Origin of the sequence: Salipiger aestuarii, from assembly GCF_003259905.1 — a bacterium.
Classification (GTDB): Bacteria; Pseudomonadota; Alphaproteobacteria; order Rhodobacterales; family Rhodobacteraceae; genus Salipiger; species Salipiger aestuarii.
In genome coordinates this window covers 55,298-78,586 of sequence record NZ_QLMG01000018.1, presented here as the reverse complement: position 1 = coordinate 78,586, position 23,289 = coordinate 55,298, and the positions used below count along the sequence as shown (strand labels likewise).

Here is a 23,289-nt window from a genome sequence, read left to right as displayed (position 1 = left end):
CGCACAGATGGAGCGTCTCGAACCGTTCTTTCCGAAGAGCCATGGCAAGCCCCGCGTCGATGACCGGCGCGTCCAGAGCGGCATGATCTTCATCAATCGCAATGGGTTGCACTGGTGCGACGCGCCAAGGGAATATGGCCCGGCGAAGACCCTCTACAACCGTTGGAAGCGCTGGATCGACGCGACGTATCTGAAGGCGCACCGCACGGCATCGAGCCTTGGGGCGAAAAAAGGCGGCGCGGACGCCAGATCGGGCAGACAAAAGGCGGCACGAACACCAAGCTGCACGCCGTCGCCGACGCCAAAGGGCGGCCGATCGGGTTCTACCTGTCGGCCGGCAGGTCAGCGACGACACCGGCGCGGCGGCGCTGATGGGCAGCTTGCCGACGGCGGGGTGGCTGCTCGCCGATCGGGGCTATGACGTCGATTGGTTCAGAGAAGCTTTGAAAGACAAGGGGATAAAGGTCTGCACCCCCGGCCGGAAGTCTCGCAACAGGGCAGTCAAATACGACAAGCGGCGCTACAAGCGACGTAACCGCATCGAGATCATGTTCGGGCGCATCAAGAACTGGCGGCGCGGCGCGACCCGTTGCGATCGATGCCCGCAGACGTTCTTCTCAGCGATCATGCTCGCCGCAACCGTTCTGTTCTGGCTGTGAAACTCAATGTGTCTGGACCCTAGCAGCAATCGTCGCGGATGCTGCCGCGCAGGCCCGCCCCGGTGCCGCGCCGCAGCCAGCGGGACAGGGCGTCGATGCCCGCCGTCATCAGACCGGTCGCGATCAGTAGCACCAGCGCCCGGTCCAGGCGCAGCTCGGCCAGCGCGCTGTCGACGTAAAAGCCCAAGGTCGCGATGCCCAGCAAACCCATCACCGCCGTTTCGCGCAGGATGATTTCCCAGCGGTAAAGGCACAGCGCCAGGAACGGGCCGAACAGACGCGGCGCCAGTTCCCACCCCCACAGCGTCAGGCCTGTGGGCGCGTCCCGGCGCAGCCGGGGCACCAGCGTTTCGCCCTCGCGGCCCATCAGATGGGCAATGATCGCGCCGTTGTGCAGCGCCAGCGCAAGCACCGCCGGCAGCATCGAGGGGCCAAGGATCTGCAAGAACAGATAGGCCAGCATGTATTCGGGAAAGCTGCGCAGCACCACCAGCCCCAGGTGCCCCGCCATACGCCCCGCGCGCGAGGTGACGCGCGGCACGATCAGCCCGAACCCCGCAAAGGCCAGCGCCCCGGTCAGGATCAGCGCGATCTGCGCCACGATCAGCGTGGCGAACAGACCCGGCAGCGCCTGATGGGTGACGATGTCCCCAAGCCACGCCAGCAGCGCTGCACCGTCCCAGCCATCCCGGAGCGGGCCGGGTACGATGTCTTGCGTCAGGAACCGCATCAGCGCGCCCGCGCCCATGGGCGGCGAGGCGATCAGCGCCAGCGTGACGACCGAGGCCAGCAGCCAGGGCAACGCCAGCACGGGGCGCATCCACAGCCGGATCGACGCGATCAGCGCCACATAGCAGATCATGATCGCCGAGGCGGCACCGTAATCGCCCATGCGAAAGAAGCTGTCGAGCTGAAAACCAAGCGTCGGCAGCCCGACAAAGCCCAGCACCGCGCTGGCCCGCAGCCCGCATTCAAGCCGGTACAACGTGTAGTGTTTCATGGCCGCCAGCGCCAGCGGCGCGCGCGCCCACAGGAAACGCGACAGCGGATCGGTGCGGGGCAGCACTTCGGTCGGGCGCTGGTCGGCCTCTTCGAGCTGTTCGGAAAACACCTTGGCGAAAATGCCCATGTAGGGCAGGGCGATGGCCAGCGCCCCCGTCAGGGGCGAAATCCCCATCACCTGCATCAGCATCAGGGCCCAGAACAATTCGTGCACCGAGCGCAGCGCAATGCACAGCCAGCGCACCGGGCGGGCGTGATAGAACGGCGCCAGCACCAGCCCCGTGCCCGCCCCCAGCGCCACGCCGCAGCAGGCAAAGGCCACCGTGAGCCAGACCGCCCGACCGATGCGTTCGACCGCGCCGAAATCCGGGCGCAGGAAGCCCTGGCCCATGCGCGCCAGCGCCGCCCAGGGGTCGTGCCCGCCCAGCGACAGGTCCGCAAAGGGCAGCGCCAGCAGCGCAAGCGCGGCGAACAGCGTGACCACGCGGGGTCGGCTTAATGCCGTCGCGCCCCCCGGCGTGCGCTGTCCGGTCGTGCCCGGAACCCGCCTAGCGGGTGTAAAGCGCGGCAATATCGGCATCGCTGACCTCCGCCGGGGGGGCATCGAACAGGATGGCGCCGCGTCCGATCCCCACCAGTCGCGTGGCAAATCCGCGCGCCATCGCGACGTCGTGCAGCGCTAGAAGCGCAGTGTCGAAGCGCGCGCGCATGTCCTCCAGCAGGGCGCCCGACTGGCGTTCGTCCACCGCTGAAACGGGTTCGTCGCCGATCAGCACCGCGCCGCCGCGCCAGAACGCGCGGGCCAGCGCCACGCGCTGTTTCTGCCCGCCCGACAGCTGGCCGACGGGGCGGTCGATCTCGGGCGCAAGGCCGACCGCGTCCAGCACGGCGCGAACGCCCGCGCGATCGGCGGCGGGAGGACGGATCAGGGCACGCAGATTGCGCCAGGCGCCGTGATCGTCCAGCCGGCCCATCATCACATTGCGCAGCACTGACAGCTGCGGCACCAGCGCCTGATCCTGCGGCACCAGCGCCACGCGGGTGTGTGGTGCCATCCGGTCATGCGCAACTTCCAGCAGCGTCGATTTGCCCGCCCCCGACCGGCCAAGCAACACGACCCGTTCGCCGATGGCCAGCGTCAGGCTGACCTCGGACAGGACCGTGCGGCCGCCGTAGCCAAGGCTTTCGCGCTCCAGGGCGAGCAGCGGGGTCATTCGATCAGACCCAGCTCCTTTGCGGTGTCCTCGATGGGCTGGAAATCGGCATTTTGCGCGGGAATGAAGGCTTCGCGCGGGAAGGCGGCAAGCAGGTCGGGATCGTCCATGGCGATCAGGGCGGCCTGCACCTTGTCGGCGAAACCTTCCCCAAAGCGCGCATCGACGTCGCCGCGAATGGTCCAGTTGTAATCGGGATAGGGCGGTGTCTGCCAGATCACCCTGGCGGTGTCGGTTTCCGCCGCGCCCTCGGCGACGGCCTTGTCGTAAACGGCAAAGTTCAGCGCGCCGATGTCCCACGCGCCGGACGCCACCAGCCGCAACGTCTGACTGTGGTCGCCCGAAAATCCGACCTTGTCGAAAAACGTCTCGGGCGCCTCGCCGGTTTCGCGACGGATCCAGTATTCGGGCATCAAGCGCCCCGAAGTGGAGGTTTTGGCGCCAAAGGTGAACGACATGCCCCTGGCGTCCTCGGGAAAGCTGTCGGACGGCTCCAGCCCGGTGTCGGTATTGGCGATGAAGTAGCTGACAAAGATCGGATCTTCCTTGCCTTGGGCGATGGCGCGCGCATCGGGCACCATCAGGCGGGCCTGCACACCGGTAAGGCCGCCGAACCACGCCAGCTGGATCTGGTCGTTGCGAAACGCGGTGACCGAGGCGCCATAGCTTTTGACGGGCACAAATTGCACATCGACGCCCAGTTCGCCCTCAAGATAATCGGCCACTGCGGAAAACCGTTCGATCAGACGGGTTTCATCCTCGTCCGGGATGGCCGAGAAATACAGCGTGTCGGCAGAGGCGGTTCCGGCCATCAGAGCCAGGGCAAAGGCAAGGCCAGGTTTGAGCGCAGGGGCAATCGACAACGGCATGGGGCGCGTCCTTTCAGCATGTGTTGCGGAGTGGCGTGCGTCCGCTCCGGCAATAAGGGCGCCGATGGGGCGCCGGGGAATGGCCCTTGGTGAAAGCGGTTTCGCGGCTTGTGTCAAGGCATCGGGCGGTTCATCCAGGCACACCCCGCGCCAGGCGCGCATCCGCTTGACGCCGGGCGCGGATGACGGTTCATCATGGGGCCATGAGCACAGACATCACCCGTGGCGCGGGGACCGACGCCGCCTTCACCCTTGTCATGAACCCTCTCGCGGATCGCGGGGCCGCCTGGACAGAGGCGCAGAACGCGATCCTGTCGGACAAGGGCCTGGATCTGGCGCGTCACACCATCGCGGGCTGGCCGGGCCATGCGCCGACGCCGCTGGTAAACCTGCCCGCGCTGGCCGCATCGCTGGGCGTGGCCGACCTGCGTTACAAGGATGAAGGCGGGCGTTTCGGCCTTGGCTCGTTCAAGGCGCTTGGCGGAGCCTATGCGGTGGCGCGTCTGCTTGCCGCCGAGATCGGCAAGGCGCTGGGGCGTGACGTGACCATGGACGAAGTGGCATCGCGTGCCCATCCCGACGAAGCGGCAAGGATCAGCGTCTGCTGCGCCACCGATGGCAACCACGGTCGCTCCGTCGCCTGGGGCGCGCGGAATTTCGGCTGCAAATGCAATATCTTCATCCATGCCAGCGTGTCGCAGGCGCGCAAGTCCGCCATCGAATCTTATGGCGCGACGGTGATACGCTGCGCGGGCAACTATGACGACAGCGTGCGCGCGGCGCAGCAACAGGCCGGCGAAAACGGCTGGTTCGTGGTCTCGGACACCTCGTATGCGGGCTATATGGACATCCCGCGCGACGTCATGCAGGGCTATGAGGTGATGGCCGCCGAAGCGTTCGATGCGATGGACACGGTCCCGACGCATGTCTTTTTGCAAACCGGCGTAGGGGGCATGGCGGCCGCGGTGGCGGCGCAGGCGGTGCGCCGCTGGGGGGCCGCACGCCCGGTCATCATCCTGTGCGATCCGGATCGATCCGCCTGCTGGGTGGAAACCATCCGCGCGGGCAAACCGACAGCCGTGGGCGGGGATCTGGACACGCTGATGGCGGGTCTGGCCTGCGGCGAGGTGTCGGCGCTGGCCTGGGACATCCTGCGCACCCACGGCGATGCGGTGATGGCGCTGTGCGATGCGGCGGCGGTGTCGGCGATGCGCCTGCTGGCGCGGCCCGAAAGCGACCCGCCCATCGTGGCGGGCGAAAGCGCCGTCGCCGGGCTTGCCGGTCTGATCGCCGCCATGGGAGACGACGACGCCAAGGCCAGCCTTGGTCTGGACGGCACATCGCGCGTGATGGTGTTCGGCACCGAGGGCGACACCGACGCGGCGCTGTATCACAAATTGGTCGGGGCAACCGGCGATGCGGTCCGGGCGGGCACAGCATGAGCCGCAAGATCATCGTCGCGGGCGCACAGCTTGGCTCCATCGCGCGCGATGAACCGCGCCGTTCCGCTGTGGCGCGGATGTGTGCCATGATGCGCGCGGCGCACCGGCGCGGGGCCACGCTGGTGGTGTTTCCCGAACTTGCGCTGACCACGTTCTTTCCGCGCTGGCTGCTCAAGGGGGACGCGCTGGAGGCGTATTTCGAAACCGATATGCCCGATGCCGATACCGCGCCGCTGTTTGCGCTGGCGCGTGATCTGGGCGTGGGCTTTCACCTGGGCTACGCCGAACGCACCCCCGAGGGGCGGCATTTCAACACCGCGATCCTTGTCGGCCCGGATGGCCAGATCGCCGGGAAATACCGCAAGATCCACCTGCCGGGACACTTTGAGCAGGAAGACTGGCGGCCCTTTCAGCACCTCGAAAAACGGTATTTCGAAACCGGCGATCTGGGCTTTCCGGTGTTTGACGCGCTTGGCGCCCGCCTGGGCATGTGCATCTGCAACGACCGCCGCTGGCCCGAAACCTGGCGGATGCTGGGCCTCGGGGGCGCGGAACTGGTGGTGCTGGGTTATAATACGCCGCTGCATTACCCGCCCGCGCCGGAACACGACCACCTGCAATATTTCCACAACGCGCTCAGTGTGCAGGCAGGATGCTATGCCAATGGTCTGTGGGCGGTGTCTGTCGCCAAGGCGGGGCTGGAAGAAGGCTGCGAGCTGATCGGAGGCTCGCTGATCGTCGCTCCCACCGGCGAGATCGTGGCGCAGGCGCAAGGTGTCGGGGATGAGGTCATCACCGCGCAAATCGACCTTGACCGCTGCGCCGAGATCCGCGCCAACATCTTTGATTTCGCGCAGCACCGCGAACCGCAGACCTACGGGCTGATTACCGCGCCAAAACGGTGAGCCGTCAGTCGCGGGGCGGGCAATCCTCACCCAGCGGCGTGCCGTCATAGGCCTTGTCGCCGCATTCGTTGATTTCTTCCCAGATCCAGCCGCGCCCGTCATTGGCCACGGCGACCACGCGGTCGATGCCGTATTCCACGTTGCGCCGCGCGGCATAAACATGCGCCTCGCCGGTTTCGATCAGCAGGCCGATGGCCTCGGAATCAAAACAGCCGAACCAGAACGGGGCGTTGCGCGGTTCGGCGCCCTCGTAGCGTTCAAAGCGCGCGTCCAGCGATTGCACGGTTTCGGGCGTGGTGAAACAGCCCCTGTACCGGATGGGCGACGAGGTGGCGTCGATGCCCTCGAAATCGGCATAGGGGATGTGCCGGGGCTCGGTGCCGTCAAGCGGGGTCAGGAACACCTCACCCGCGTCGTCGACCACGGTTTCATAATAGTGGAAGACCTGGAAATAATACACCGCCGCGCCGAATATCAGCGCGGTGACGATGATGAAGATGCCAAGAAGCTTGCCGCTCATGCGCTGACGGCTTCGGCGGTGTACCCGCCCGCGCCGGTCGTCACGAAGGCATCGGCGCAGGCCCTGGCCAGGGTGCGCACCCGCCCGATATAGGCCTGACGTTCGGTGACCGAGATCACGCCGCGCGCGTCCAGCAGGTTGAACAGATGGCTTGCCTTGATGCATTGGTCATAGGCGGGGTTGGCCATGACGATGCGCTTGCCGGTCTTGTGATCACCGGCGGGAGTGTCCAGAATGCGCTGGCATTCCGCCTCGGCATCCTTGAAATGCTGCAACAGCGTGTCGGTGTCGGCCACGTCGAAATTCCAGCGCGAATATTCCTCTTCGGTCTGGCGAAAGATGTCGCCATAGGTCAGCGCGATGGGCGATTGCGGGTCGTTGAACGGCATGTCCATGACGTGGTCGATGCCCAGCACATACATCGCCAATCGTTCCAGGCCATAGGTCAGCTCGCCGGACACAGGCGCGCAGTCATGCCCGCCGACCTGCTGGAAATAGGTGAACTGCGACACTTCCATGCCGTCGCACCAGACCTCCCAGCCCAGCCCCCAGGCGCCAAGGGTCGGGCTTTCCCAGTCATCCTCGACAAAGCGCACATCGTGCAGCGCCATGTCGATGCCGATGGCCCTGAGCGAGCCAAGGTACAGATCCTGAAGGTCGGGGGGCGAGGGTTTTATCAGCACCTGAAACTGGTAGTAATGCTGCAAGCGGTTGGGGTTTTCGCCGTACCGCCCATCGGTCGGGCGGCGCGAGGGTTGCACATAGGCCGCCGCCCACGGCGTGCTGCCCAGCGAGCGCAGCGTGGTGGCGGGGTGAAAGGTGCCCGCACCGACCTCCATGTCATAGGGTTGCAGCACGGCGCAGCCCCTGGCGGCCCAGTAGCTTTGAAGCCGCAGGATGATTTCCTGAAAGCTGCGCGGTTTTGCCTGGGTGTCGGTCATGTGCTCGCCCCGTTGTCTGACGCCGTGTTCGTGGCTTCCTGCATTATGCGCCCCGGCGCCAAGGGTCAATGCGGCAGGGTGCGCGGCGGGCAGTGCGGAGGGGCAACACCTTGGCCCGCTCGCGCAGATTTGCAGGTGACGACAGGGCGGGGTCTGGTAAAACGCCCCGATACGCGGACACGATATTCGGCCTGAGGGGCAATTACAGGTATGTTTCGGACCTTTCTGATGGTAAGCGCGGCGGCCCTGCTGATCGCGGAGGGTGCGCGCGCGCAAGACAGGGTTTATATCCAGATCGAAGCCCAGCCAAGTCTGCGCCAGGCCGAAGAGTCGGTGCGCGGCTATGCGGCGACGCTGAACGGCGTGAATGGCTTTACCCTGGGCGGTGGCTGGTATGGCATTGCGCTGGGGCCGTTTTCGCCGGATGAGGCCGCCGCGCGCCTGCGCCAGCTGCGCATCACCGGGCAGATCCCGCGCGACAGCTACCTTGCCGCAAGCGCCGAATATCGGGATCGGTTCTTTCCGGTGGGTGGCGTGCTTGGCACGCCGGATGTGCAGGCCGCCCCCGCCGCCCCGTCCGTCTCCGCCGCCCCGCAGATCGCGGCTCCCGATGCGGGCTTGCCCGCGACCCGAGAAACCCCGCGTGAGGCACGCACCGCCGAGGCGTCGCTGATGCGGAGCGAGCGTGAACTGCTGCAGGTCGCCCTGCAATGGGCCGGGGTCTACCGCGCCGGGATCGACGGCGCCTTCGGGCCGGGCACCCGGCGCGCCATGGCCGACTGGCAGGCAATGCAGGGCTATGACGTCACCGGCGTGCTGACCACGGCGCAGCGGGCGGACCTGTTGGGACAATACAACGCGGTTCTGGACGGGATGGACATGGCCGAGGTCCGCGACACCCGCGCCGGGATCACCATCGACATGCCCACGGGCGCCGTGGGGTTTGATCGCTACGAGGCCCCCTTTGCGATCTATGAGCCCACCGGCGATCTGGCCGCGCGGGTCCTGCTGATCAGTCAACCGGGCGATCGGACAACCCTGGGCGGACTGTACGAAATCATGCAGACGCTTGAAATCGTGCCGCGCGAGGGCGCGCGCGAACGCAGCCGCGACGGGTTCACGCTGTCCGGGACCAACGACCGCATCGCCAGCCACACCGAAGTCATGCTGCGCGATGGCCAGATCAAGGGCTGGACGCTGGTCTGGCCCGCCGGTGACGACGACCGCCGCGCCCGCGTGCTGGCCCTGATGAAGGCGTCGTTTCGTATCACCGATGCCGTGCTCGACCCCGCAGCGGTCACGGCGGGCGGGCAGGCGGTCGATCTGGTGTCAGGGCTGCAAATCCGCCGGCCGCGTCAGACCGTCTCGGGCTTTTTCGTCACGCCGGGCGGCGCGGTGGTCACGGCTGCGGCGGCGGTCGCCTCTTGCGGAGAACTCACGCTGAACGGCGCCTATGGCGCGACGCTTGCCGCCATCGATGACGGGCTTGGCGTGGCGCTGCTGACGCCATCCTCGGCGCTGGCCCCGCGCGGCGTGGCCGCGTTTCGCGCCGACGTTCCCCGGCTGAAATCCGAGATCGCCGTCGCCGGCTATTCCTATGGCGGCGCGCTGAGCGCACCGACCCTCAGCTGGGGCACGCTTGAGGACATGCGCGGCCTGGGCGGCGAAGACGCGCTGGACCGGCTGGCACTGGACGCCCGGCCGGGCGATGCCGGCGGCCCGGTGCTTGACATGGGCGGTGCCGTCCTTGGCATGCTGCTTCCCAGGGCGGAGGGCGGCGCGCAATTGCCCGGCGACGTGTTCTTCACAGCGGATGCACCGGCGCTTCGGGCGTTCCTGGCGGCCAATGGCGTGCCCACGGCGGCCAGTACCGTTCCAGGAGCCATGGACGCCGAAGACCTGACGGCGGCGGCAACGGAGATGACCGTCAAGGTCAGTTGCTGGGACTGACGCCCGGCGGCACCGTCGAGAAATATCTTCGACGAAGATATTTCGGGCGTACCGCGGGGGCCGGGCGCCTGACGCGACCGTGGCCCAACCGTGAAATATCTTCGACGAAGATATTTCGGGCGAGGACCGGCGTGCAGGCGCTCCGGCACGACTTCGCGCAATACAAGCTTGCCGGCAGGTGCATTCGGGCGGTTTAACGATATCATCCACCGGATTGGTTCAAGGACGCGCCCATGCTCAGCTATGTCACACTCATCTTTTCCTGCCAGTTTGTTGGTGAGTTTCTTGTCGGCGCGCTTGGGGTGCCGGTCCCGGGGCCGGTGATCGGGCTTGTGCTGCTGCTTTTGTTCCTGCTGATCAAGGGAGCGGTGCCGGAGGATCTGGCGCGGGTCGGCGCGGGCCTTCTGGGCAGCATGTCGCTGCTGTTCGTGCCCGCCGGTGCGGGCATCATGCTACATTTCCATCTTCTGGCCGAGGCGGCGCTGCCGCTTGGCGCGGGGGTGGTGGTCAGCACGGCTGCGACCATTGCGGTGACCGGCGTGCTGATGGCGAAGCTTGGGGCGGAGGCGGGGGATGAATAGCTTGCAGAACCTGTCGCAGACCTGGGTCTACCTCAGCGCGAGCCCGCTGTTTCACCTGACGCTGACGCTTGTGGCCTTTCAGGCGGCGGTCTGGCTGTTTCAGAAAGCCGGGCGCACGGCGCTGCTGAACCCTGTGATGGTGGCGGTGGTGATCATCGTGATGGCGCTGCGCGTCACGGAGACCAGCTACGCCACCTATTTCCAAGGCGCTCAGTTCGTGCATTTCCTGCTGGGCCCTGCGACGGTTGCCCTCGCGATCCCGCTTTATCGCCAGTGGCATGTGGTGAAACGGTCGGGCGGGGCGATTGCGGTCAGCGTGATCTGCGGCTCGCTGACGGCGGCGGCGACGGCGGTGGGCACAGCCTGGCTGCTCGGTGGGCCTCGGGACATCCTTGCAAGTCTCGCGCCGAAATCGGTGACCGCGCCGGTCGCGATGGCGATTGCCGAAGAACTTGGCGGGTTGCCATCGCTCACGGCCGTTCTGGTGATCTTGACCGGGATTGTCGGTGCGATGTTCGGCACCATGGTGCTGGACGCCTGCCGGGTGCGCCCCTGGCCCGCGCGCGGCCTTGCCATTGGCACTGCCAGTCACGGCATCGGCACGGCGCGCGCGCTTCAGGTAAATGAAACCGCGGGGGCGTTTTCGGGCCTTGCGATGGGGTTGAACGCGCTGGCGACGGCGGTACTTTTGCCGCTGCTCTGGGGCCTGGTGTTCTGATCCCGCCGGGAGATGACAGATGCGTGAGCGCGCTGGTCCCGGTGCGGCGCGACGCTACGGTCGATTTGAAACACCACCGGGAGGAGAATTGTCCATGGGACTTGTCGGGATTGTCCTGTCACTGGGATTGTTGATGTACCTCGCGTACAGGGGGATCAACGTGCTGATCCTTGCACCGCTTCTGGCCTGTTTTGCGGTGCTGATGTCGGGCGGGTTGCCGGTGCTGGCAACCTACACCCAAGTGTTCATGCAAAGCCTTGGCGGGTATGTCATCACCTATTTTCCGCTGTTCCTGCTGGGAGCGATATTCGGCAAGGTGATGGCCGATGGCGGGGCCGCGCGCACCATCGCCGAGCGGATCGTCGACTGGGTCGGCCCCGGCCAGGCGGTTCTTGCGGTGGTGCTGGCCTGTGGTGTGCTGACCTATGGCGGCGTGTCGCTGTTCGTGGTGGCCTTTGCGATCTATCCGATCGCCAATGCGCTGTTCCGGCGCGCCGATGTGCCCAAGCGGTTGTTGCCGGCCGCGATTGCGCTGGGGTCCTTCACCTTTACCATGACCGCCTTTCCGGGCACCCCGGCGATTCAGAACGCCATTCCGATTCCGTTCTTTGGCACCAATGTCTTTGCCGCCCCGCTTCTGGGCACGTTGGCGGGGGTGATCATGCTGGGCGGTGGGGTGTTTTGGTTGAACCGCCGGCGAGCGGCGGCGCAGAGCCGGGGCGAAGGCTATGGCCAGCATGAGGAAACCGGAGCCGACAGCACGCTTTCGGCGGACACGAAATTGCCAGGCTTTCCGCTGGCCATCGCGCCGGTGATCGCGGTGATCGGGCTGAACGCTTTGTTCACCTATGTGCTGATTCCGATGATGTCCGCCGATTACCTGGCCGCGCCGCAATACGGCGAAACCACCCTGTCATCGGTCGCGGGCATCTGGGCCATCATCGTGTCCCTGACCCTGTCCATCGTGTTGGCGATCGCGCTGAACTGGGCACGGTTCAAGGACCTGCTGGAGACAGTGAACAGTGGCACGATGGGATCGCTGCTGCCCGTGTTCAACACCGCATCCGAGGTCGGTTACGGAGCGGTCATCGCGTCGCTTCCCGCCTTCGGCATCATCCGAGATGCGGTGCTGGGGATGTTTCCCGATAACCCTGTGGCGTCGCTGGCGGTGGCGGTGAACGTGCTTGCCGGGATCACCGGATCGGCGTCGGGCGGTATGTCGATCGCGCTGAACGCGCTGGGGGAGCAATTCGCGCAGATGGGGCAGGAACAGGGCGTCAGCATGGGGCTGATGCACCGGGTGACGGCGCTGTCGTCGGGGGGGTTTGATGCGTTGCCGCACAATGGTGCGGTCATCACGCTGCTGGCGATTACCGGCATGACCCACAAGAAAAGCTATGGCGATATCTTTGTGGTCGCGGTGTGCATTCCGGTGGTGGCAACGATCACGGTGATCGTGCTGGGCTCGCTGGGGCTGTAGGGCACCATGGAGTAGGGCGCCATGGAAAAGGCCCGCGCCGGATTGGCGCGGGCCGAAGATGCGGCGCGGGCCGGATCAGTTCTTGGCTTTGTCGACCATCTTGCCGGCCGAGATCCACGGCATCATGCCGCGCAGCTTGGCGCCGGTTTCTTCGATGAGGTGTTCGTCATTGGCGCGGCGCGAGGCCTTCAGCGTCGGCTGGCCCACGGCGTTTTCCAGCATGAAGTCGCGTACGAACTTGCCCTGCTGGATGTCGGTCAGAACCTCCTTCATCGCTTTCTTGGTCTGCTCATAGGGCAGGATACGCGGGCCGGTGACGTACTGGCCGAACTCGGCCGTGTTCGAGATCGAGTAATCCATGTTGGCGATGCCGCCTTCGTAGATCAGATCGACGATCAGCTTCACCTCGTGCAGGCATTCGAAATAGGCCATTTCCGGCGCGTAACCGGCTTCGACCAGGGTTTCGAAACCGCAGCGGATCAGTTCGACCAGACCGCCGCACAGAACCGCCTGTTCGCCGAACAGGTCGGTTTCGCATTCTTCGCGGAAGTTGGTCTCGATCACGCCCGAACGTCCGCCGCCGATGGCCGAGCAATAGGACAGGCCGATTTCCAGCGCCTTGCCGGAGGCGTCCTGATGGACGGCCACAAGGCACGGCACGCCGCCGCCCTTGACGTATTCGCCGCGCACGGTGTGGCCCGGGCCCTTGGGCGCCATCATGATGACATCGACGCCTTCGGGTGCTTCGATGAGGCCGAAGTGGATGTTCAGGCCGTGGGCAAAGGCGATGGCCGAGCCGGGCTTGAGGTTGTCCTTGACGTATTTTTTGTAGGTTTCGGCCTGAAGTTCGTCGGGCATGGTGAACATGATGAGGTCGCACCAGGCTGCGGCTTCGGCGATGCCCATGACCGCAAGACCTTCGCCTTCGGCCTTTTTCGCCGAGGCAGAGCCTTCGCGCAGCGCCACGGCGACGTTCTTGGCACCGCTGTCGCGCAGGTTCAGCGCGTGGGCGTGGCCCTGAGAGCCGTAGCCGAGGATGGCCACTTTCTTGTCCTTGATCAGGTTGATGTCGCAATCGCGGTCATAGTAAACGCGCATGGCTTTGTCCTTCCGTGACGGTTTTTTGTTATGGGGCGCACTCTAGGGGGGCGTCCGGTGATGGAGCTTGCGTTTTTCTTGTATAATTTCGCATTTCATGAAAAATCATGCGCATATTTTCAGAACTGCGGTGAAACCATGCTTGACGACACGGACAGACGCATCCTGCGCCAGTATCAGGCGGACCCGGAAACGCCGATGGCGGATCTGGCCGAACGTGCAGGGGTGACGGCATCGACGCTGGCGCGCAGACTGGGTGCGATGCGCGATGGCGGCGTGCTGCGCGGCGTGCGCGGAGTGATCGACTGGGGCGTGCTGGGCTATTCCATCGAAGTCATGTTGCGCGTGACGCTGGACAAGACAGAACCGCGCGCGTTCGATGAATTTCTCGCGGGCGCGCGCAAGGTGCCCGAAGTGACCGAGATCCAGACGTTTTTGGGAACGGTGGATGTGCGGCTCGTGGTGATCGCGCGCGATCTGCAGCATTATCAGGCGCTGTATCGCGAGCGGCTTCTGGTGTTGCCGCATATTGCGGATATCGAGGCGCTGATGCATGTGAGCCTTGTCAAATCCGATGAGACCGTTCCCCTGTGAGGACGCTGTGAGCCTTGACCTGGACGCCATCGACCGGGCGCTGGTGCGGGCGCTGGCCGGGGACGCCACCGCGAGCGCGGGAGCGCTGGGGCGCACACTAGGGCTGTCGCAGCCGGCGTGCTGGCGGCGCATTCAGCGGCTGCGTGCTGCGGGGGTGTTTCGGGGCGCGCGGCTGGATCTGGATCTGGAACGGCTGGGTTTTGGTGTCACGGTGTTTCTGGGCATCAAGCTTGCAACGAAGGGCCGGGTGAGCCTTGAGGATTTCGAACGCGCGGTGCGGGCGATTCCCGAGGTGCAGGTGGTGGACCATGTGCTGGGCGCGTTCGACTACCGGCTGCGGGTGGTGGCACGGGATCTGCCGGATTTCGAACGGGTGCTGCGGCGGCGGATCATGACCTTGCCGGGGGTCGGCAACGTGGAGGCCAATGTGGTTCTGAGCGAAGAGCGGCGTCCTGGCCCGTTGTGAGTGCGCGGCGTGACGGGGACGCCGCTCGCCTTGCGGCAATCGCCCCGCCCGCCGTCCCGTCACGCGCCCCGAGGCCGTTTTCATTCCGGGCCGGATGGGCTAGCCATTGGGGCAAAGGCGATAAGGAGAGTGCCATGGCGCCGCACGACGTAGACCCCAACGGGCTTGATGAATTTTCAGTGGTGTTCACCGACCGCTCGCTCAACCACATGTCGGCGGGCTTTCAACGGGTGATGCGCGACATCTCGGAGATGCTGCGCGCGGTGTACGGCGCTGATGGGGTGGCGCTTGTGCCCGGTGGCGGCACCTTTGGCATGGAAGCGGTCGCCCGGCAGTTCGGCCAGGGGGCAAAGGCGCTGGTTGTGCGCAACGGCTGGTTCTCGTTCCGCTGGTCGCAGATTTTCGATGCGGGCGGATTCGGTGGCGATGTCACCGTGATGAAGGCGCGGCAGGTTGCCAACGCACCGACCTCGCCCTTTGCGCCGGCGCCCATCGACGCGGTCTGCGACGCCATCCGCCGCGAGGAACCGCAGATCGTGTTCGCGCCCCATGTCGAAACCTCGGCGGGGGTGATCCTGCCTGATGACTACATCGCCCGGATGTGTGCCGCCGCGCATGAGGTGGGGGCGCTGATGGTGCTGGATTGCATCGCGTCGGGCTGTGTCTGGGTCGATATGCGCGCGACAGGTGTGGACGTGCTGATCTCGGCCCCGCAAAAGGGGTGGTCGGCGACGCCCTGCGCCGGTCTGGTGATGTTGTCCGAACGGGCGCTGGCGCGGCTGGACGAGACGACGTCGGACAGTTTCGCGATGGATCTGAAGAAATGGCGCGACATCATGGCGGCCTATGAGGCGGGCGGCCATGCCTATCATGCCACCATGCCCACCGATGGGCTGCGCATGTTCCGCGACGCGATGGCCGAAACCAGGGCGATGGGGTTCGAGGTGGCCAAGGCAGCGCAATGGGCGCTTGGCAACAGGGTGCGCGCAATGCTCGCCGCGCGGGGCATTGCGTCGGTCGCGGCCGACGGTTTCGCGGCACCGGGCGTCGTGGTCAGCTACACCGACCGCGCCGAGATCAAGTCGGGGCAGGCCTTTGCCGAACATGGCGCGCAGATCGCGGCGGGCGTTCCGCTGCAATGCGACGAACCGGCGGGGTTCTCGACCTTCCGGCTTGGGCTGTTCGGGCTGGACAAGCTGGCGGATGTCGATGGCACGGTGGCGCGGCTGGACAGGCTGCTGGACGCGGTTTTCCCCGGCTGACGGATTAACCCCGTTTCGGCCCTTTCTGTGGCGACGGGCCGGGGCGGGCCGGCACGAAACCGTGCCGGTCGGGAACTTGTGGATTGACGCCGGATTGGAAAATTCAGCATTCAGAAACACTTGCGGAATGCCTGCCCGCAATTCGGGCAGCCTTTCACGGTCGCTGAATATGCGCGCACCCGGACCGATTGTGTAGTGACAACCCTATCCTCTTGGGCTAATTCCACCCACGCAAGGGGTGCCGCGCTTGTTCAGGGATCAACCATGAATGGGATCGGCTTTCAAGAGGGAGCAGAAATGAAGCCCGAGACCTTTCTTCCTGACGATTACAGTCCGGCTGACACCGAGCCGTTCATGAACGATCGTCAGCTTGAATATTTCCGCCGCAAGTTGCTTGCCTGGAAAAATGACATTCTTGCCGAAAGCCGCGACACCATCGAGGCTTTGCAGGATTCCACCCGAAACATTCCCGATGTCACCGACCGTGCCAGCGAGGAAACCGATCGGGCGCTTGAATTGCGCACCCGCGACCGTCAGCGCAAGCTGGTTGCCAAGATCGACAGCGCCCTGCGCCGCATCGACGAAGGCGAATACGGTTATTGCGAAGTCACCGGCGAACCGATCTCTCTCAAACGGCTTGATGCGCGCCCCATCGCGACCATGAGCCTTGAAGCGCAAGAGCGCCATGAACGCCGCGAAAAGGTTCACCGCGACGACTGATGGCGCCGGCGCCGGCGCCCACGAGACATCGCGGCCCTGGCACACACCAGACACAACGCCGGGGCAAGCCGCTCCGGCGTTGCGCGTTCCGTCAGCGCGGGGCAGCAGGATGAAGGACAGGCGGGCATGACGTTGACAGGCAGGCGGATCGTCGTCGTGGGCGGAGGCATTGGCGGACTGGCCGCGGCCCTTGCCCTGAGTCTGCGCGGCGCCGAGGTCAAGGTCCTGGAACAGGCCGAGACCATCCGCGCGGTCGGCGCCGGCATTCAGATCAGTCCGAACGGCGGGCGTGTGATCCAGGCGCTGGGGCTTGGCGGCGCGCTGGCGAGCCGGTCGTGCCCGGCCAGGGCGGTGGTCCTGCGGGATTACCGCGCCGGGCAGGAAGTGCTACGGCTGGACCTGACGACGCTGCCCGCGGACCAAGAGTATCATTTCGTCCACCGCGCCGATCTTGTGGATCTTCTGGCCGAGCGCGCACGGGCCGCCGGTGTTCAGATCCGCCTGTTGCAAAAGGTCGCCGCCGCCGAGCCCGGTACGCCCCCGCGACTGGCGCTGTGCAACGGCGATCATTGTGGCGATGCCGCGCTCGTGATCGGCGCCGACGGGCTGCACTCGGTCGTGCGGCGCGCGCTCTCGGGCGGGGCGGCCCCAGTGTTCACCGGCCAGGTCGCCTGGCGTGCCATTGTGCCGAACGACGTTGACCACCCGCCCGAAGCGACCGTGCATATGGGGCCGGGCCGCCACCTTGTCAGCTATCCGCTTGGGGACGGCGCCGCGGTCAATATCGTCGCGGCCGAAGAGCGCAGCGCTTGGACCCCCGAAGGCTGGGCGCATGAAGATGACCCCGCCAATCTTGCCAATGCCTTTTCCGGCTTTGGCGGCTTCGTCCCCGATCTGCTGAAACGGGTGGATCGCGTGGGGCTTTGGGGGCTGTTTCGCCACCCGGTCGCGCCGCAATGGTATGGGGATGGCATCGCACTGCTGGGCGACGCCGCCCATCCCACTCTTCCCTTCCTTGCGCAGGGTGCCAACATGGCGCTGGAAGATGCATGGACATTGGCCGCCTGCCTCGATGCCGACCCAAGCCAGCCCTCGGCGCTTGCCCGGTATCAGCACCTGCGCAAGCACCGATGCCGGCGTATCGTTGCCGCAGCCACCGGAAATGCCTGGAAATATCATCTGACAAACCCGCTGATCCGGGGGGCGGCGCATCTTGGGCTTGGCCTTGCGGGGCGCGTCGCGCCCCAGCGCATGCTGCGCCAGTTCGACTGGCTCTACGGGCACGACGTCACGGCCTGACGCCAAGCCCGCAGATCGGTGTGGGTGCAATATCCCTGCGGCGGGCGGATAAGCCGATAGGGGCGGCGCACCCTTGGTCGTCAATCCGCCCCGTATAACGGCACGGTCGAAATCGCCAGTTTGGCCGAGCCGTCCGCCAGTTCGCGTGCATGCACCAGATAGATCAGCGTCTGATTGGCCTCATCAAAGATCCGCTTTACGCGCAAGCTTTTGAACACGATGGAGCGCGAGGTGCGAAACACATCCTCGCCCCCCTCGCTGCGGTCGATGTCACCCACCGTGATCGGGCCGGTCTGGCGACAGGCGATCGACGCATTCGACGGGTCCTCGAACCAGTTGCCCTTGGACAGCCGGTCAATCAATCCGCGATCGAAATAGGCGATATGGCAGGTCACGCCTTCGACCTCCGGATCGGCGACCGCCTCGACGATCACGTCGTTGCCGGTCCAGTCCACACCCACATCGCCCACCTGCTCCGCGCTGGACACAAAGGGAAACAGGCACAACAGCGCGGCAAGGCGGGCAGGGGTCATCGGGGCGAATCCTTCGCGTGTGGCATCAAAAGACAACGCGACCGTGATCGCCCGTGTCCGGCGTGTCACCCGTCAGATTGGCCTTTGCGATCTCGTACATGAAACTGGCGCCGCCGTCACCCGCCCAGATTTCGGCATCGTGCGGGGTGAACTTTACCAGTTGCACGGCAGAGTCGTCGCGCCCGTCTTCGAACCAGGCGGCGGCAAAGGCATTCCACAGCTCGTCGAGTTTCCCGCTGTCGTTCACCGCGGTCAGCTTTCCGGACACGTTGGCGTAAAGATGCGCTTTCGAATCGGCGACATGAAACAAGGCCTCACCGCCGCTCTGCGCACCCCGGTCGGCGGCCGAGCCGCGCGCGGTGATGAACCAGATCGCGTTGTTGTCGGCGTCCGCCTGCGGTGACATCGGCACCGGGCGCTCGTCTTCGGCCGACAAAAGCCCCGCGCGTACGTCCTTGAGTTGGTTCCAGAAAGCGTTTTTGAGATCGTTGGACATGGTAGTCTCCTTTTACCCGGTCTTGCCCGCCCAACGCCGGGGCGGGGCGTCGCGTTCCTTTTCCTTGACGGATCGGTTCACGCCCGCCATTATATGAACAAGCGTTCAAATAAAACGTCAGGAGGAGGGCAAGGCATGTTCAACGCAACGATGAGCTTCGATCTGGGAGAAGACGTGTCGGCCCTGCGCGACCTGGTGCACCGCTGGGCACAGGATCGCGTGCGCCCGATGGCGGCCGAGATCGACGCCTCGAACACGTTTCCAGCGGCGCTCTGGACCGAAATGGGCGATCTGGGGCTGCTTGGGATCACCGTCCCCGAGGAATACGGCGGCGCGGGCATGGGCTATCTGGCGCATGTCGTTGCGGTCGAGGAAATCGCGCGTGCATCGGCCAGCGTCTCGCTGAGTTATGGGGCGCATTCCAACCTTTGCGTGAATCAGATCAAGCTGAACGGCACCGACGCGCAAAAGACCAGGTACCTGCCGGGGCTGGTGTCGGGGCAGGCCGTCGGCGCCCTTGCGATGTCGGAAACCGGCGCGGGATCTGACGTGGTCGGCATGAAGCTGCGCGCCGAAAAACACAACGACCGCTTCGTACTGAACGGCAACAAATACTGGATCACCAACGGGCCGGATGCGGACACGCTGGTCGTTTACGCCAAGACCGACCCGGATGCGGGATCCAAAGGCATCACCGCCTTTTTGATCGAAAAATCCATGACCGGATTTTCCACCAGCCCGCATTTCGACAAGCTGGGGATGCGCGGATCGAACACCGCCGAGCTGATCTTTGACGATGTCGAGGTGCCGTTCGAGAACATCCTGGGCGAAGAGGGGCGCGGGGTGCGCGTGCTGATGTCGGGGCTGGATTACGAACGCGTGGTGCTGGCGGGCATCGGGACCGGGATCATGGCCGCGTGCCTTGACGAGGTGATGCCCTATCTGGCCGAGCGCGAACAGTTCGGCAAACCCATCGGCAGCTTTCAGTTGATGCAGGGCAAGATCGCAGACATGTACACCGCGATGAATTCCGCGCGCGCCTATGTCTACGCGGTCGCCAAGGCCTGCGACCGGGGCGATGTGACGCGGCAGGATGCGGCGGCCTGCTGCCTTTATGCCAGCGAACAGGCAATGGTTCAGGCACATCAGGCGGTGCAGGCGATGGGCGGCGCGGGCTTTCTGGCCGATGCGCCGGTGGCGCGGCTGTTCCGCGATGCCAAGCTGATGGAAATCGGTGCGGGCACGTCCGAGATCCGGCGGATGCTGATCGGCCGCGAGTTGATGTCTTCGATGGGCTGAGCCATGCAACCTCTTGAAACTGCTGAAGCCGAGATCAACGAACGCCGCCTGCTGCGGGGGTCACAAAGCTACGAGGAACTGCGCGACAGTTTTCGCTGGCCCCGGCCCGCGCGCGTCAATCTTGCGCATGACGTCTGCGACAGTTGGGCCAAGGCGGCGCCATCGCGCACCGCGATCGTCGATCTGCGCGGCGAGACCCCGCACGCTGTCAGCTACGGCGCGCTGCGGCATCTGTCCTGTCAGGTCGAGGCCTGGCTGAGGTCGCAGGGTGTGAGACGCGGGGATCGTGTGGGCGTACTTTTGTCGCAGGGGCCGCTTTGCGCCGCGGCACATATCGCGGCCTGGCGGATGGGGGCGGTTTCGGTCCCGCTTTTCAAGCTGTTCCGGCACGATGCGCTGCAATCCCGGCTGACTGACAGCGGCGCGCAGGTGGCGGTGACCGATGCGGAAGGGGCCGCGATGCTCGCCCCCTTCGATCTGGCGCTGCTGACCGAGAATGCCTTGCCCGCGCCGGGCGACTGGCCTGCCGCCGACACCGGCCCGGACGATCCGGCGGTGATTATCTACACCTCGGGCACCACCGGCTCCCCCAAGGGGGCGCTGCATGGGCATCGGCTGCTCGCGGGCCATCTGCCTGGGGTAGAGATGAGTCATGACCGGCTCGGGGTCGATGGCGACGTGCTCTGGACACCGGCGGACTGGGCCTGGATTGGCGGGCTGTTCGATGTGGCAATGCCGGGGCTGTATCTGGGTGTGCCTGTCGTGGCCGCGCGGATGGCTCGGTTCGACGTTGACGAATGCCTCAGAATCATCCGGCAAGGCGCTGTCAAAAATGTGTTTTTCCCGCCAACGGCCCTGCGGATGCTCAAGGCCGAAGGCGCGCGCGTCGACGGGTTGCGTTCGGTGGCAAGCGGCGGCGAACCGCTGGGTGCCGAGATGCTTGCCTGGGGCCGGGAGGCGTTGGGCGTGGGGATCAACGAATTTTACGGCCAGACGGAATGCAACATGGTTGCAAGCGCTTGCGGGGCGTTGTTCGCGCCGCGCCCCGGCTGCATCGGCAAGCCCGCGCCGGGCTTTCGCATCGGTGTGATCGACGATGCCGGGCTTGAAACCACGGGCGAAGGCGATGTTGCGATCGCCCGAGGAGCCGGCTCCATGATGCTGGAATACTGGAACAATCCTCAGGAGACAGAGCGCAAGTTCCGCGGCGACTGGCTGGTGACGGGGGATCGTGGGCGTTGGGAAGACGGGTATCTGCGCTTTGTCGGGCGCGACGATGACGTGATCACCTCGGCGGGGTATCGCATCGGCCCGGCCGAGATCGAGGACTGCCTGCTGACCCATCCCGGCGTTGCCACGGTCGGCGTCGTGGGCAAACCCGACGCGCTGCGCACCGAGATCGTCAAGGCCTATGTGGTGCTGAAACCCGGTGCGCAGGTCGCGGCCGACGCACTGCAGGACTGGGTCAGGAAACGGCTTGCAGGGTATTCCTATCCAAGAGAAATATCCTTTCTCGATGCGCTGCCGATGACCGTCACCGGCAAGGTCATTCGCAAGGATCTGCGGGCATTGGCCGCGCGCGAACATTCGGCTGTCAAACCCACTGCTGAGACCACGGAGAATACATGAAACTGCAATCGCAGGCGCTGCCATCGTCCGAGGTCTTTCAGACCAATCGCGCCGCCCATCTGGACGCTCTTGCCGAAATTCAGGCCGCCGCCGATCGGGCGATCGCGGGCGGCGGTGAAAAGGCGCGTGATCGGCACATCTCGCGCGGCAAGATGCTGCCGCGCGAACGGGTGGCGAACCTGCTGGACCCAGGCTCGCCGTTTCTGGAAATCGGCGCCACGGCGGCGCATGGCCTGTATGACGGCGCGGCGCCCGCCGCCGGGATTGTCGCGGGCATCGGTCTGGTCAATGGCGTTCAGGTCATGGTGCTGTGCAACGACGCCACCGTTAAGGGCGGCACCTACTATCCGATGTCGGTCAAGAAACATTTGCGCGCGCAGGAAATCGCCGAGGAAAACCGGCTGCCTTGCATCTATCTGGTAGACAGCGGCGGGGCGAACCTGCCCAACCAGGACGAGGTCTTTCCCGACCGCGACCATTTCGGGCGGATCTTTTACAATCAGGCGCGGATGTCGGCGGCGGGCATCGCGCAGATCGCCGTTGTAATGGGGTCCTGCACCGCGGGGGGCGCCTATGTGCCGGCGATGTCGGATGTGACCATCATCGTGCGCGACCAGGGCACGATCTTTCTGGCGGGGCCGCCGCTGGTCAAGGCGGCCACCGGCGAGGTGGTAACGGCCGAGGATCTGGGCGGCGGCGACGTGCACACGCGCCTGTCGGGGGTGGCGGACTACCTTGCCGAGGACGATGCCCATGCGCTGGCACTGGCACGGCGCGCCGTGGGCGGGCTCAACCTGTCGCAGATCACCCATGCGTCGCTGCAATCGCCCGAACCGCCCGCCTATGATCCCGAAGAGATCCTGGGCGTGGTGCCCGGCGATCTGCGCACGCCTTACGACATCCGCGAGGTCATCGCGCGTCTGGTTGACGGGTCACGCTTTGACGAATTCAAGCCGCGCTACGGCGAAACGCTCGTCACCGGATTTGCCCATGTGGAGGGCATTCCGGTGGGCATCGTCGCCAACAACGGCGTGCTGTTTTCGGAGGCCGCACAAAAGGGCGCCCATTTCATCGAGCTGTGCTCGCAACGGCGTATTCCGCTGGTGTTCCTGCAAAACATCACCGGTTTCATGGTCGGGCGCAAATACGAAAACGAAGGCATCGCGCGGCACGGGGCCAAGATGGTGACAGCGGTGGCCACCACGTCGGTGCCAAAGATCACCATGCTGGTCGGCGGCTCGTTCGGGGCGGGCAATTACGGCATGGCGGGGCGGGCTTATCAGCCGCGCTTTCTGTGGAGCTGGCCCAACAGCCGGATCTCGGTGATGGGCGGGGCGCAGGCGGCAGGCGTGCTGGCCACCGTCCGGCGCGATGCTATCGAGCGGTCAGGCGGCACATGGTCGGAGCAGGAAGAGAGCGATTTCAAGCAACCCACCATCGACATGTTCGAACGCCAGTCGCACCCGCTTTATGCCAGCGCCCGGCTTTGGGACGACGGCATCGTCGATCCGCGCAAGTCGCGCGCGGTGCTGGCGTTGTCGCTGCGCGCCGCGCTGAACGCCCCCGTGCCGGAAACGCGCTTTGGCGTGTTCCGGATGTGACGGGGCAGTGG

Annotated in this window: 22 protein-coding genes and 1 pseudogene; 15 read left to right on the top strand and 8 right to left on the bottom strand. The window is 65.5% G+C overall.

Annotated features, from left to right (window positions below):
- Positions 1 to 659 (top strand): annotated as a pseudogene (locus tag ATI53_RS11340) (IS5 family transposase); the annotation flags it as partial.
- Positions 660 to 678: 19 nt separating this feature from the next.
- Here ATI53_RS11340 and ATI53_RS11335 read toward each other — a convergent pair.
- The 3 genes from ATI53_RS11335 to ATI53_RS11325 form a co-directional block, all read right to left on the bottom strand.
- The gene (locus tag ATI53_RS11335; protein WP_009503691.1) at positions 679 to 2,145 is read right to left on the bottom strand and encodes a PhnE/PtxC family ABC transporter permease; all 1,467 of its coding nucleotides are present in this window, start codon (positions 2,143 to 2,145) and stop codon (positions 679 to 681) included.
- A gap of 64 nt (positions 2,146 to 2,209) precedes the next feature.
- A complete protein-coding gene (locus ATI53_RS11330) occupies positions 2,210 to 2,875 on the bottom strand; it encodes an ATP-binding cassette domain-containing protein (RefSeq protein WP_111550435.1) in 666 nt (221 codons plus the stop codon).
- Complete coding sequence (locus tag ATI53_RS11325; protein ID WP_170134560.1) at positions 2,872 to 3,744, bottom strand: putative selenate ABC transporter substrate-binding protein; 873 nt, start codon at positions 3,742 to 3,744, stop codon at positions 2,872 to 2,874. Before ATI53_RS11325 ends, ATI53_RS11330 begins: the two co-directional genes overlap by 4 nt.
- Positions 3,745 to 3,947: 203 nt before the next feature.
- On the opposite strand from ATI53_RS11325, the gene ATI53_RS11320 reads away from it, so the two are divergent.
- Positions 3,948 to 5,186: a diaminopropionate ammonia-lyase gene (locus ATI53_RS11320; protein WP_111550434.1), complete on the top strand. Its 1,239-nt coding sequence runs from the start codon at positions 3,948 to 3,950 to the stop codon at positions 5,184 to 5,186.
- A complete protein-coding gene (locus ATI53_RS11315; RefSeq protein WP_111550433.1) occupies positions 5,183 to 6,091 on the top strand; it encodes an N-carbamoyl-D-amino-acid hydrolase in 909 nt (302 codons plus the stop codon). The genes ATI53_RS11320 and ATI53_RS11315 overlap by 4 nt, the downstream gene beginning before the upstream one ends.
- 4 nt (positions 6,092 to 6,095) lie before the next feature.
- On the opposite strand, the gene ATI53_RS11310 is transcribed toward ATI53_RS11315, so the two are convergent.
- Both ATI53_RS11310 and ATI53_RS11305 read right to left on the bottom strand, forming a co-directional pair.
- Positions 6,096 to 6,611: a DUF6446 family protein gene (locus ATI53_RS11310; RefSeq protein ID WP_111550432.1), complete on the bottom strand. Its 516-nt coding sequence runs from the start codon at positions 6,609 to 6,611 to the stop codon at positions 6,096 to 6,098.
- Complete coding sequence (locus ATI53_RS11305) at positions 6,608 to 7,552, bottom strand: glycine--tRNA ligase subunit alpha (protein WP_111550431.1); 945 nt, start codon at positions 7,550 to 7,552, stop codon at positions 6,608 to 6,610. Before ATI53_RS11305 ends, ATI53_RS11310 begins: the two co-directional genes overlap by 4 nt.
- Positions 7,553 to 7,762: 210 nt before the next feature.
- Here ATI53_RS11305 and ATI53_RS11300 point away from each other — a divergent pair, with 210 nt between their 5' ends.
- The 4 genes from ATI53_RS11300 to ATI53_RS11285 all read left to right on the top strand — a co-directional run bounded on the left by ATI53_RS11300 (position 7,763) and on the right by ATI53_RS11285 (position 12,281).
- On the top strand, positions 7,763 to 9,502 hold the full coding sequence (locus ATI53_RS11300; protein ID WP_111550430.1) for a serine protease: 1,740 nt from the start codon (positions 7,763 to 7,765) through the stop codon (positions 9,500 to 9,502).
- Positions 9,503 to 9,735: 233 nt separating this feature from the next.
- Complete coding sequence (locus ATI53_RS11295; protein WP_009503683.1) at positions 9,736 to 10,083, top strand: CidA/LrgA family protein; 348 nt, start codon at positions 9,736 to 9,738, stop codon at positions 10,081 to 10,083.
- A complete protein-coding gene (locus ATI53_RS11290; protein WP_009503682.1) occupies positions 10,076 to 10,801 on the top strand; it encodes an LrgB family protein in 726 nt (241 codons plus the stop codon). The genes ATI53_RS11295 and ATI53_RS11290 overlap by 8 nt, the downstream gene beginning before the upstream one ends.
- 94 nt (positions 10,802 to 10,895) lie before the next feature.
- Positions 10,896 to 12,281 (top strand): GntP family permease, encoded by a 1,386-nt coding sequence (locus ATI53_RS11285; protein ID WP_009503681.1) that lies wholly within the window; start codon positions 10,896 to 10,898, stop codon positions 12,279 to 12,281.
- A 75-nt stretch (positions 12,282 to 12,356) separates the two neighbouring features.
- On the opposite strand, the gene ilvC is transcribed toward ATI53_RS11285, so the two are convergent.
- Positions 12,357 to 13,379 (bottom strand): ketol-acid reductoisomerase, encoded by a 1,023-nt coding sequence (gene ilvC / locus ATI53_RS11280; RefSeq protein ID WP_009503679.1) that lies wholly within the window; start codon positions 13,377 to 13,379, stop codon positions 12,357 to 12,359.
- 138 nt (positions 13,380 to 13,517) lie between these two features.
- Between ilvC and ATI53_RS11275 the strand changes: the two genes are divergently transcribed.
- The 5 genes from ATI53_RS11275 to ATI53_RS11255 all read left to right on the top strand — a co-directional run bounded on the left by ATI53_RS11275 (position 13,518) and on the right by ATI53_RS11255 (position 17,720).
- Positions 13,518 to 13,973 (top strand): Lrp/AsnC family transcriptional regulator, encoded by a 456-nt coding sequence (locus tag ATI53_RS11275; RefSeq protein WP_034451963.1) that lies wholly within the window; start codon positions 13,518 to 13,520, stop codon positions 13,971 to 13,973.
- Between the two features lie 7 nt (positions 13,974 to 13,980).
- On the top strand, positions 13,981 to 14,439 hold the full coding sequence (locus tag ATI53_RS11270) for an Lrp/AsnC family transcriptional regulator (protein WP_009503676.1): 459 nt from the start codon (positions 13,981 to 13,983) through the stop codon (positions 14,437 to 14,439).
- A gap of 134 nt (positions 14,440 to 14,573) precedes the next feature.
- Positions 14,574 to 15,701 (top strand): aminotransferase class V-fold PLP-dependent enzyme, encoded by a 1,128-nt coding sequence (locus ATI53_RS11265; RefSeq protein WP_009503675.1) that lies wholly within the window; start codon positions 14,574 to 14,576, stop codon positions 15,699 to 15,701.
- Between the two features lie 297 nt (positions 15,702 to 15,998).
- Positions 15,999 to 16,421: an RNA polymerase-binding protein DksA gene (dksA, locus tag ATI53_RS11260; protein WP_009503674.1), complete on the top strand. Its 423-nt coding sequence runs from the start codon at positions 15,999 to 16,001 to the stop codon at positions 16,419 to 16,421.
- 126 nt (positions 16,422 to 16,547) lie between these two features.
- Entirely contained in the window at positions 16,548 to 17,720 is a 1,173-nt protein-coding gene (locus ATI53_RS11255; RefSeq protein WP_009503672.1) for an FAD-dependent monooxygenase, read from the top strand.
- An 80-nt stretch (positions 17,721 to 17,800) separates the two neighbouring features.
- Here ATI53_RS11255 and ATI53_RS11250 read toward each other — a convergent pair whose 3' ends face one another.
- Positions 17,801 to 18,253: a CreA family protein gene (locus ATI53_RS11250; RefSeq protein WP_009503671.1), complete on the bottom strand. Its 453-nt coding sequence runs from the start codon at positions 18,251 to 18,253 to the stop codon at positions 17,801 to 17,803.
- 25 nt (positions 18,254 to 18,278) lie between these two features.
- On the bottom strand, positions 18,279 to 18,749 hold the full coding sequence (locus ATI53_RS11245; protein ID WP_009503670.1) for a pyridoxamine 5'-phosphate oxidase family protein: 471 nt from the start codon (positions 18,747 to 18,749) through the stop codon (positions 18,279 to 18,281).
- A gap of 135 nt (positions 18,750 to 18,884) precedes the next feature.
- Between ATI53_RS11245 and ATI53_RS11240 the strand changes: the two genes are divergently transcribed.
- Genes ATI53_RS11240 through ATI53_RS11230 form a run of 3 tightly spaced genes read left to right on the top strand, consistent with a single transcriptional unit; the run spans position 18,885 to position 23,278 of the window.
- Complete coding sequence (locus ATI53_RS11240) at positions 18,885 to 20,048, top strand: isovaleryl-CoA dehydrogenase (protein WP_009503668.1); 1,164 nt, start codon at positions 18,885 to 18,887, stop codon at positions 20,046 to 20,048.
- A gap of 3 nt (positions 20,049 to 20,051) precedes the next feature.
- Positions 20,052 to 21,677 (top strand): AMP-binding protein, encoded by a 1,626-nt coding sequence (locus ATI53_RS11235; protein ID WP_111550429.1) that lies wholly within the window; start codon positions 20,052 to 20,054, stop codon positions 21,675 to 21,677.
- The gene (locus tag ATI53_RS11230) at positions 21,674 to 23,278 is read left to right on the top strand and encodes a carboxyl transferase domain-containing protein (RefSeq protein ID WP_009503666.1); all 1,605 of its coding nucleotides are present in this window, start codon (positions 21,674 to 21,676) and stop codon (positions 23,276 to 23,278) included. Before ATI53_RS11235 ends, ATI53_RS11230 begins: the two co-directional genes overlap by 4 nt.
- Positions 23,279 to 23,289 lie beyond the last annotated feature (11 nt).

Coding starts and splice junctions, on each gene's coding strand:
- ATI53_RS11330 (WP_111550435.1), bottom strand. CDS start 2,875: ATGACCCCGCTGCTCGCCCTGGAGCGCGAAAGCCTTGGCTACGGCGGC.
- ATI53_RS11325 (WP_170134560.1), bottom strand. CDS start 3,744: ATGCCGTTGTCGATTGCCCCTGCGCTCAAACCTGGCCTTGCCTTTGCC.
- ATI53_RS11320 (WP_111550434.1), top strand. CDS start 3,948: ATGAGCACAGACATCACCCGTGGCGCGGGGACCGACGCCGCCTTCACC.
- ATI53_RS11315 (WP_111550433.1), top strand. CDS start 5,183: ATGAGCCGCAAGATCATCGTCGCGGGCGCACAGCTTGGCTCCATCGCG.
- ATI53_RS11310 (WP_111550432.1), bottom strand. CDS start 6,611: ATGAGCGGCAAGCTTCTTGGCATCTTCATCATCGTCACCGCGCTGATA.
- ATI53_RS11305 (WP_111550431.1), bottom strand. CDS start 7,552: ATGACCGACACCCAGGCAAAACCGCGCAGCTTTCAGGAAATCATCCTG.
- ATI53_RS11300 (WP_111550430.1), top strand. CDS start 7,763: ATGTTTCGGACCTTTCTGATGGTAAGCGCGGCGGCCCTGCTGATCGCG.
- ATI53_RS11295 (WP_009503683.1), top strand. CDS start 9,736: ATGCTCAGCTATGTCACACTCATCTTTTCCTGCCAGTTTGTTGGTGAG.
- ATI53_RS11290 (WP_009503682.1), top strand. CDS start 10,076: ATGAATAGCTTGCAGAACCTGTCGCAGACCTGGGTCTACCTCAGCGCG.
- ATI53_RS11285 (WP_009503681.1), top strand. CDS start 10,896: ATGGGACTTGTCGGGATTGTCCTGTCACTGGGATTGTTGATGTACCTC.
- ilvC (WP_009503679.1), bottom strand. CDS start 13,379: ATGCGCGTTTACTATGACCGCGATTGCGACATCAACCTGATCAAGGAC.
- ATI53_RS11275 (WP_034451963.1), top strand. CDS start 13,518: ATGCTTGACGACACGGACAGACGCATCCTGCGCCAGTATCAGGCGGAC.
- ATI53_RS11265 (WP_009503675.1), top strand. CDS start 14,574: ATGGCGCCGCACGACGTAGACCCCAACGGGCTTGATGAATTTTCAGTG.
- dksA (WP_009503674.1), top strand. CDS start 15,999: ATGAAGCCCGAGACCTTTCTTCCTGACGATTACAGTCCGGCTGACACC.
- ATI53_RS11255 (WP_009503672.1), top strand. CDS start 16,548: ATGACGTTGACAGGCAGGCGGATCGTCGTCGTGGGCGGAGGCATTGGC.
- ATI53_RS11250 (WP_009503671.1), bottom strand. CDS start 18,253: ATGACCCCTGCCCGCCTTGCCGCGCTGTTGTGCCTGTTTCCCTTTGTG.
- ATI53_RS11245 (WP_009503670.1), bottom strand. CDS start 18,749: ATGTCCAACGATCTCAAAAACGCTTTCTGGAACCAACTCAAGGACGTA.
- ATI53_RS11240 (WP_009503668.1), top strand. CDS start 18,885: ATGTTCAACGCAACGATGAGCTTCGATCTGGGAGAAGACGTGTCGGCC.
- ATI53_RS11235 (WP_111550429.1), top strand. CDS start 20,052: ATGCAACCTCTTGAAACTGCTGAAGCCGAGATCAACGAACGCCGCCTG.
- ATI53_RS11230 (WP_009503666.1), top strand. CDS start 21,674: ATGAAACTGCAATCGCAGGCGCTGCCATCGTCCGAGGTCTTTCAGACC.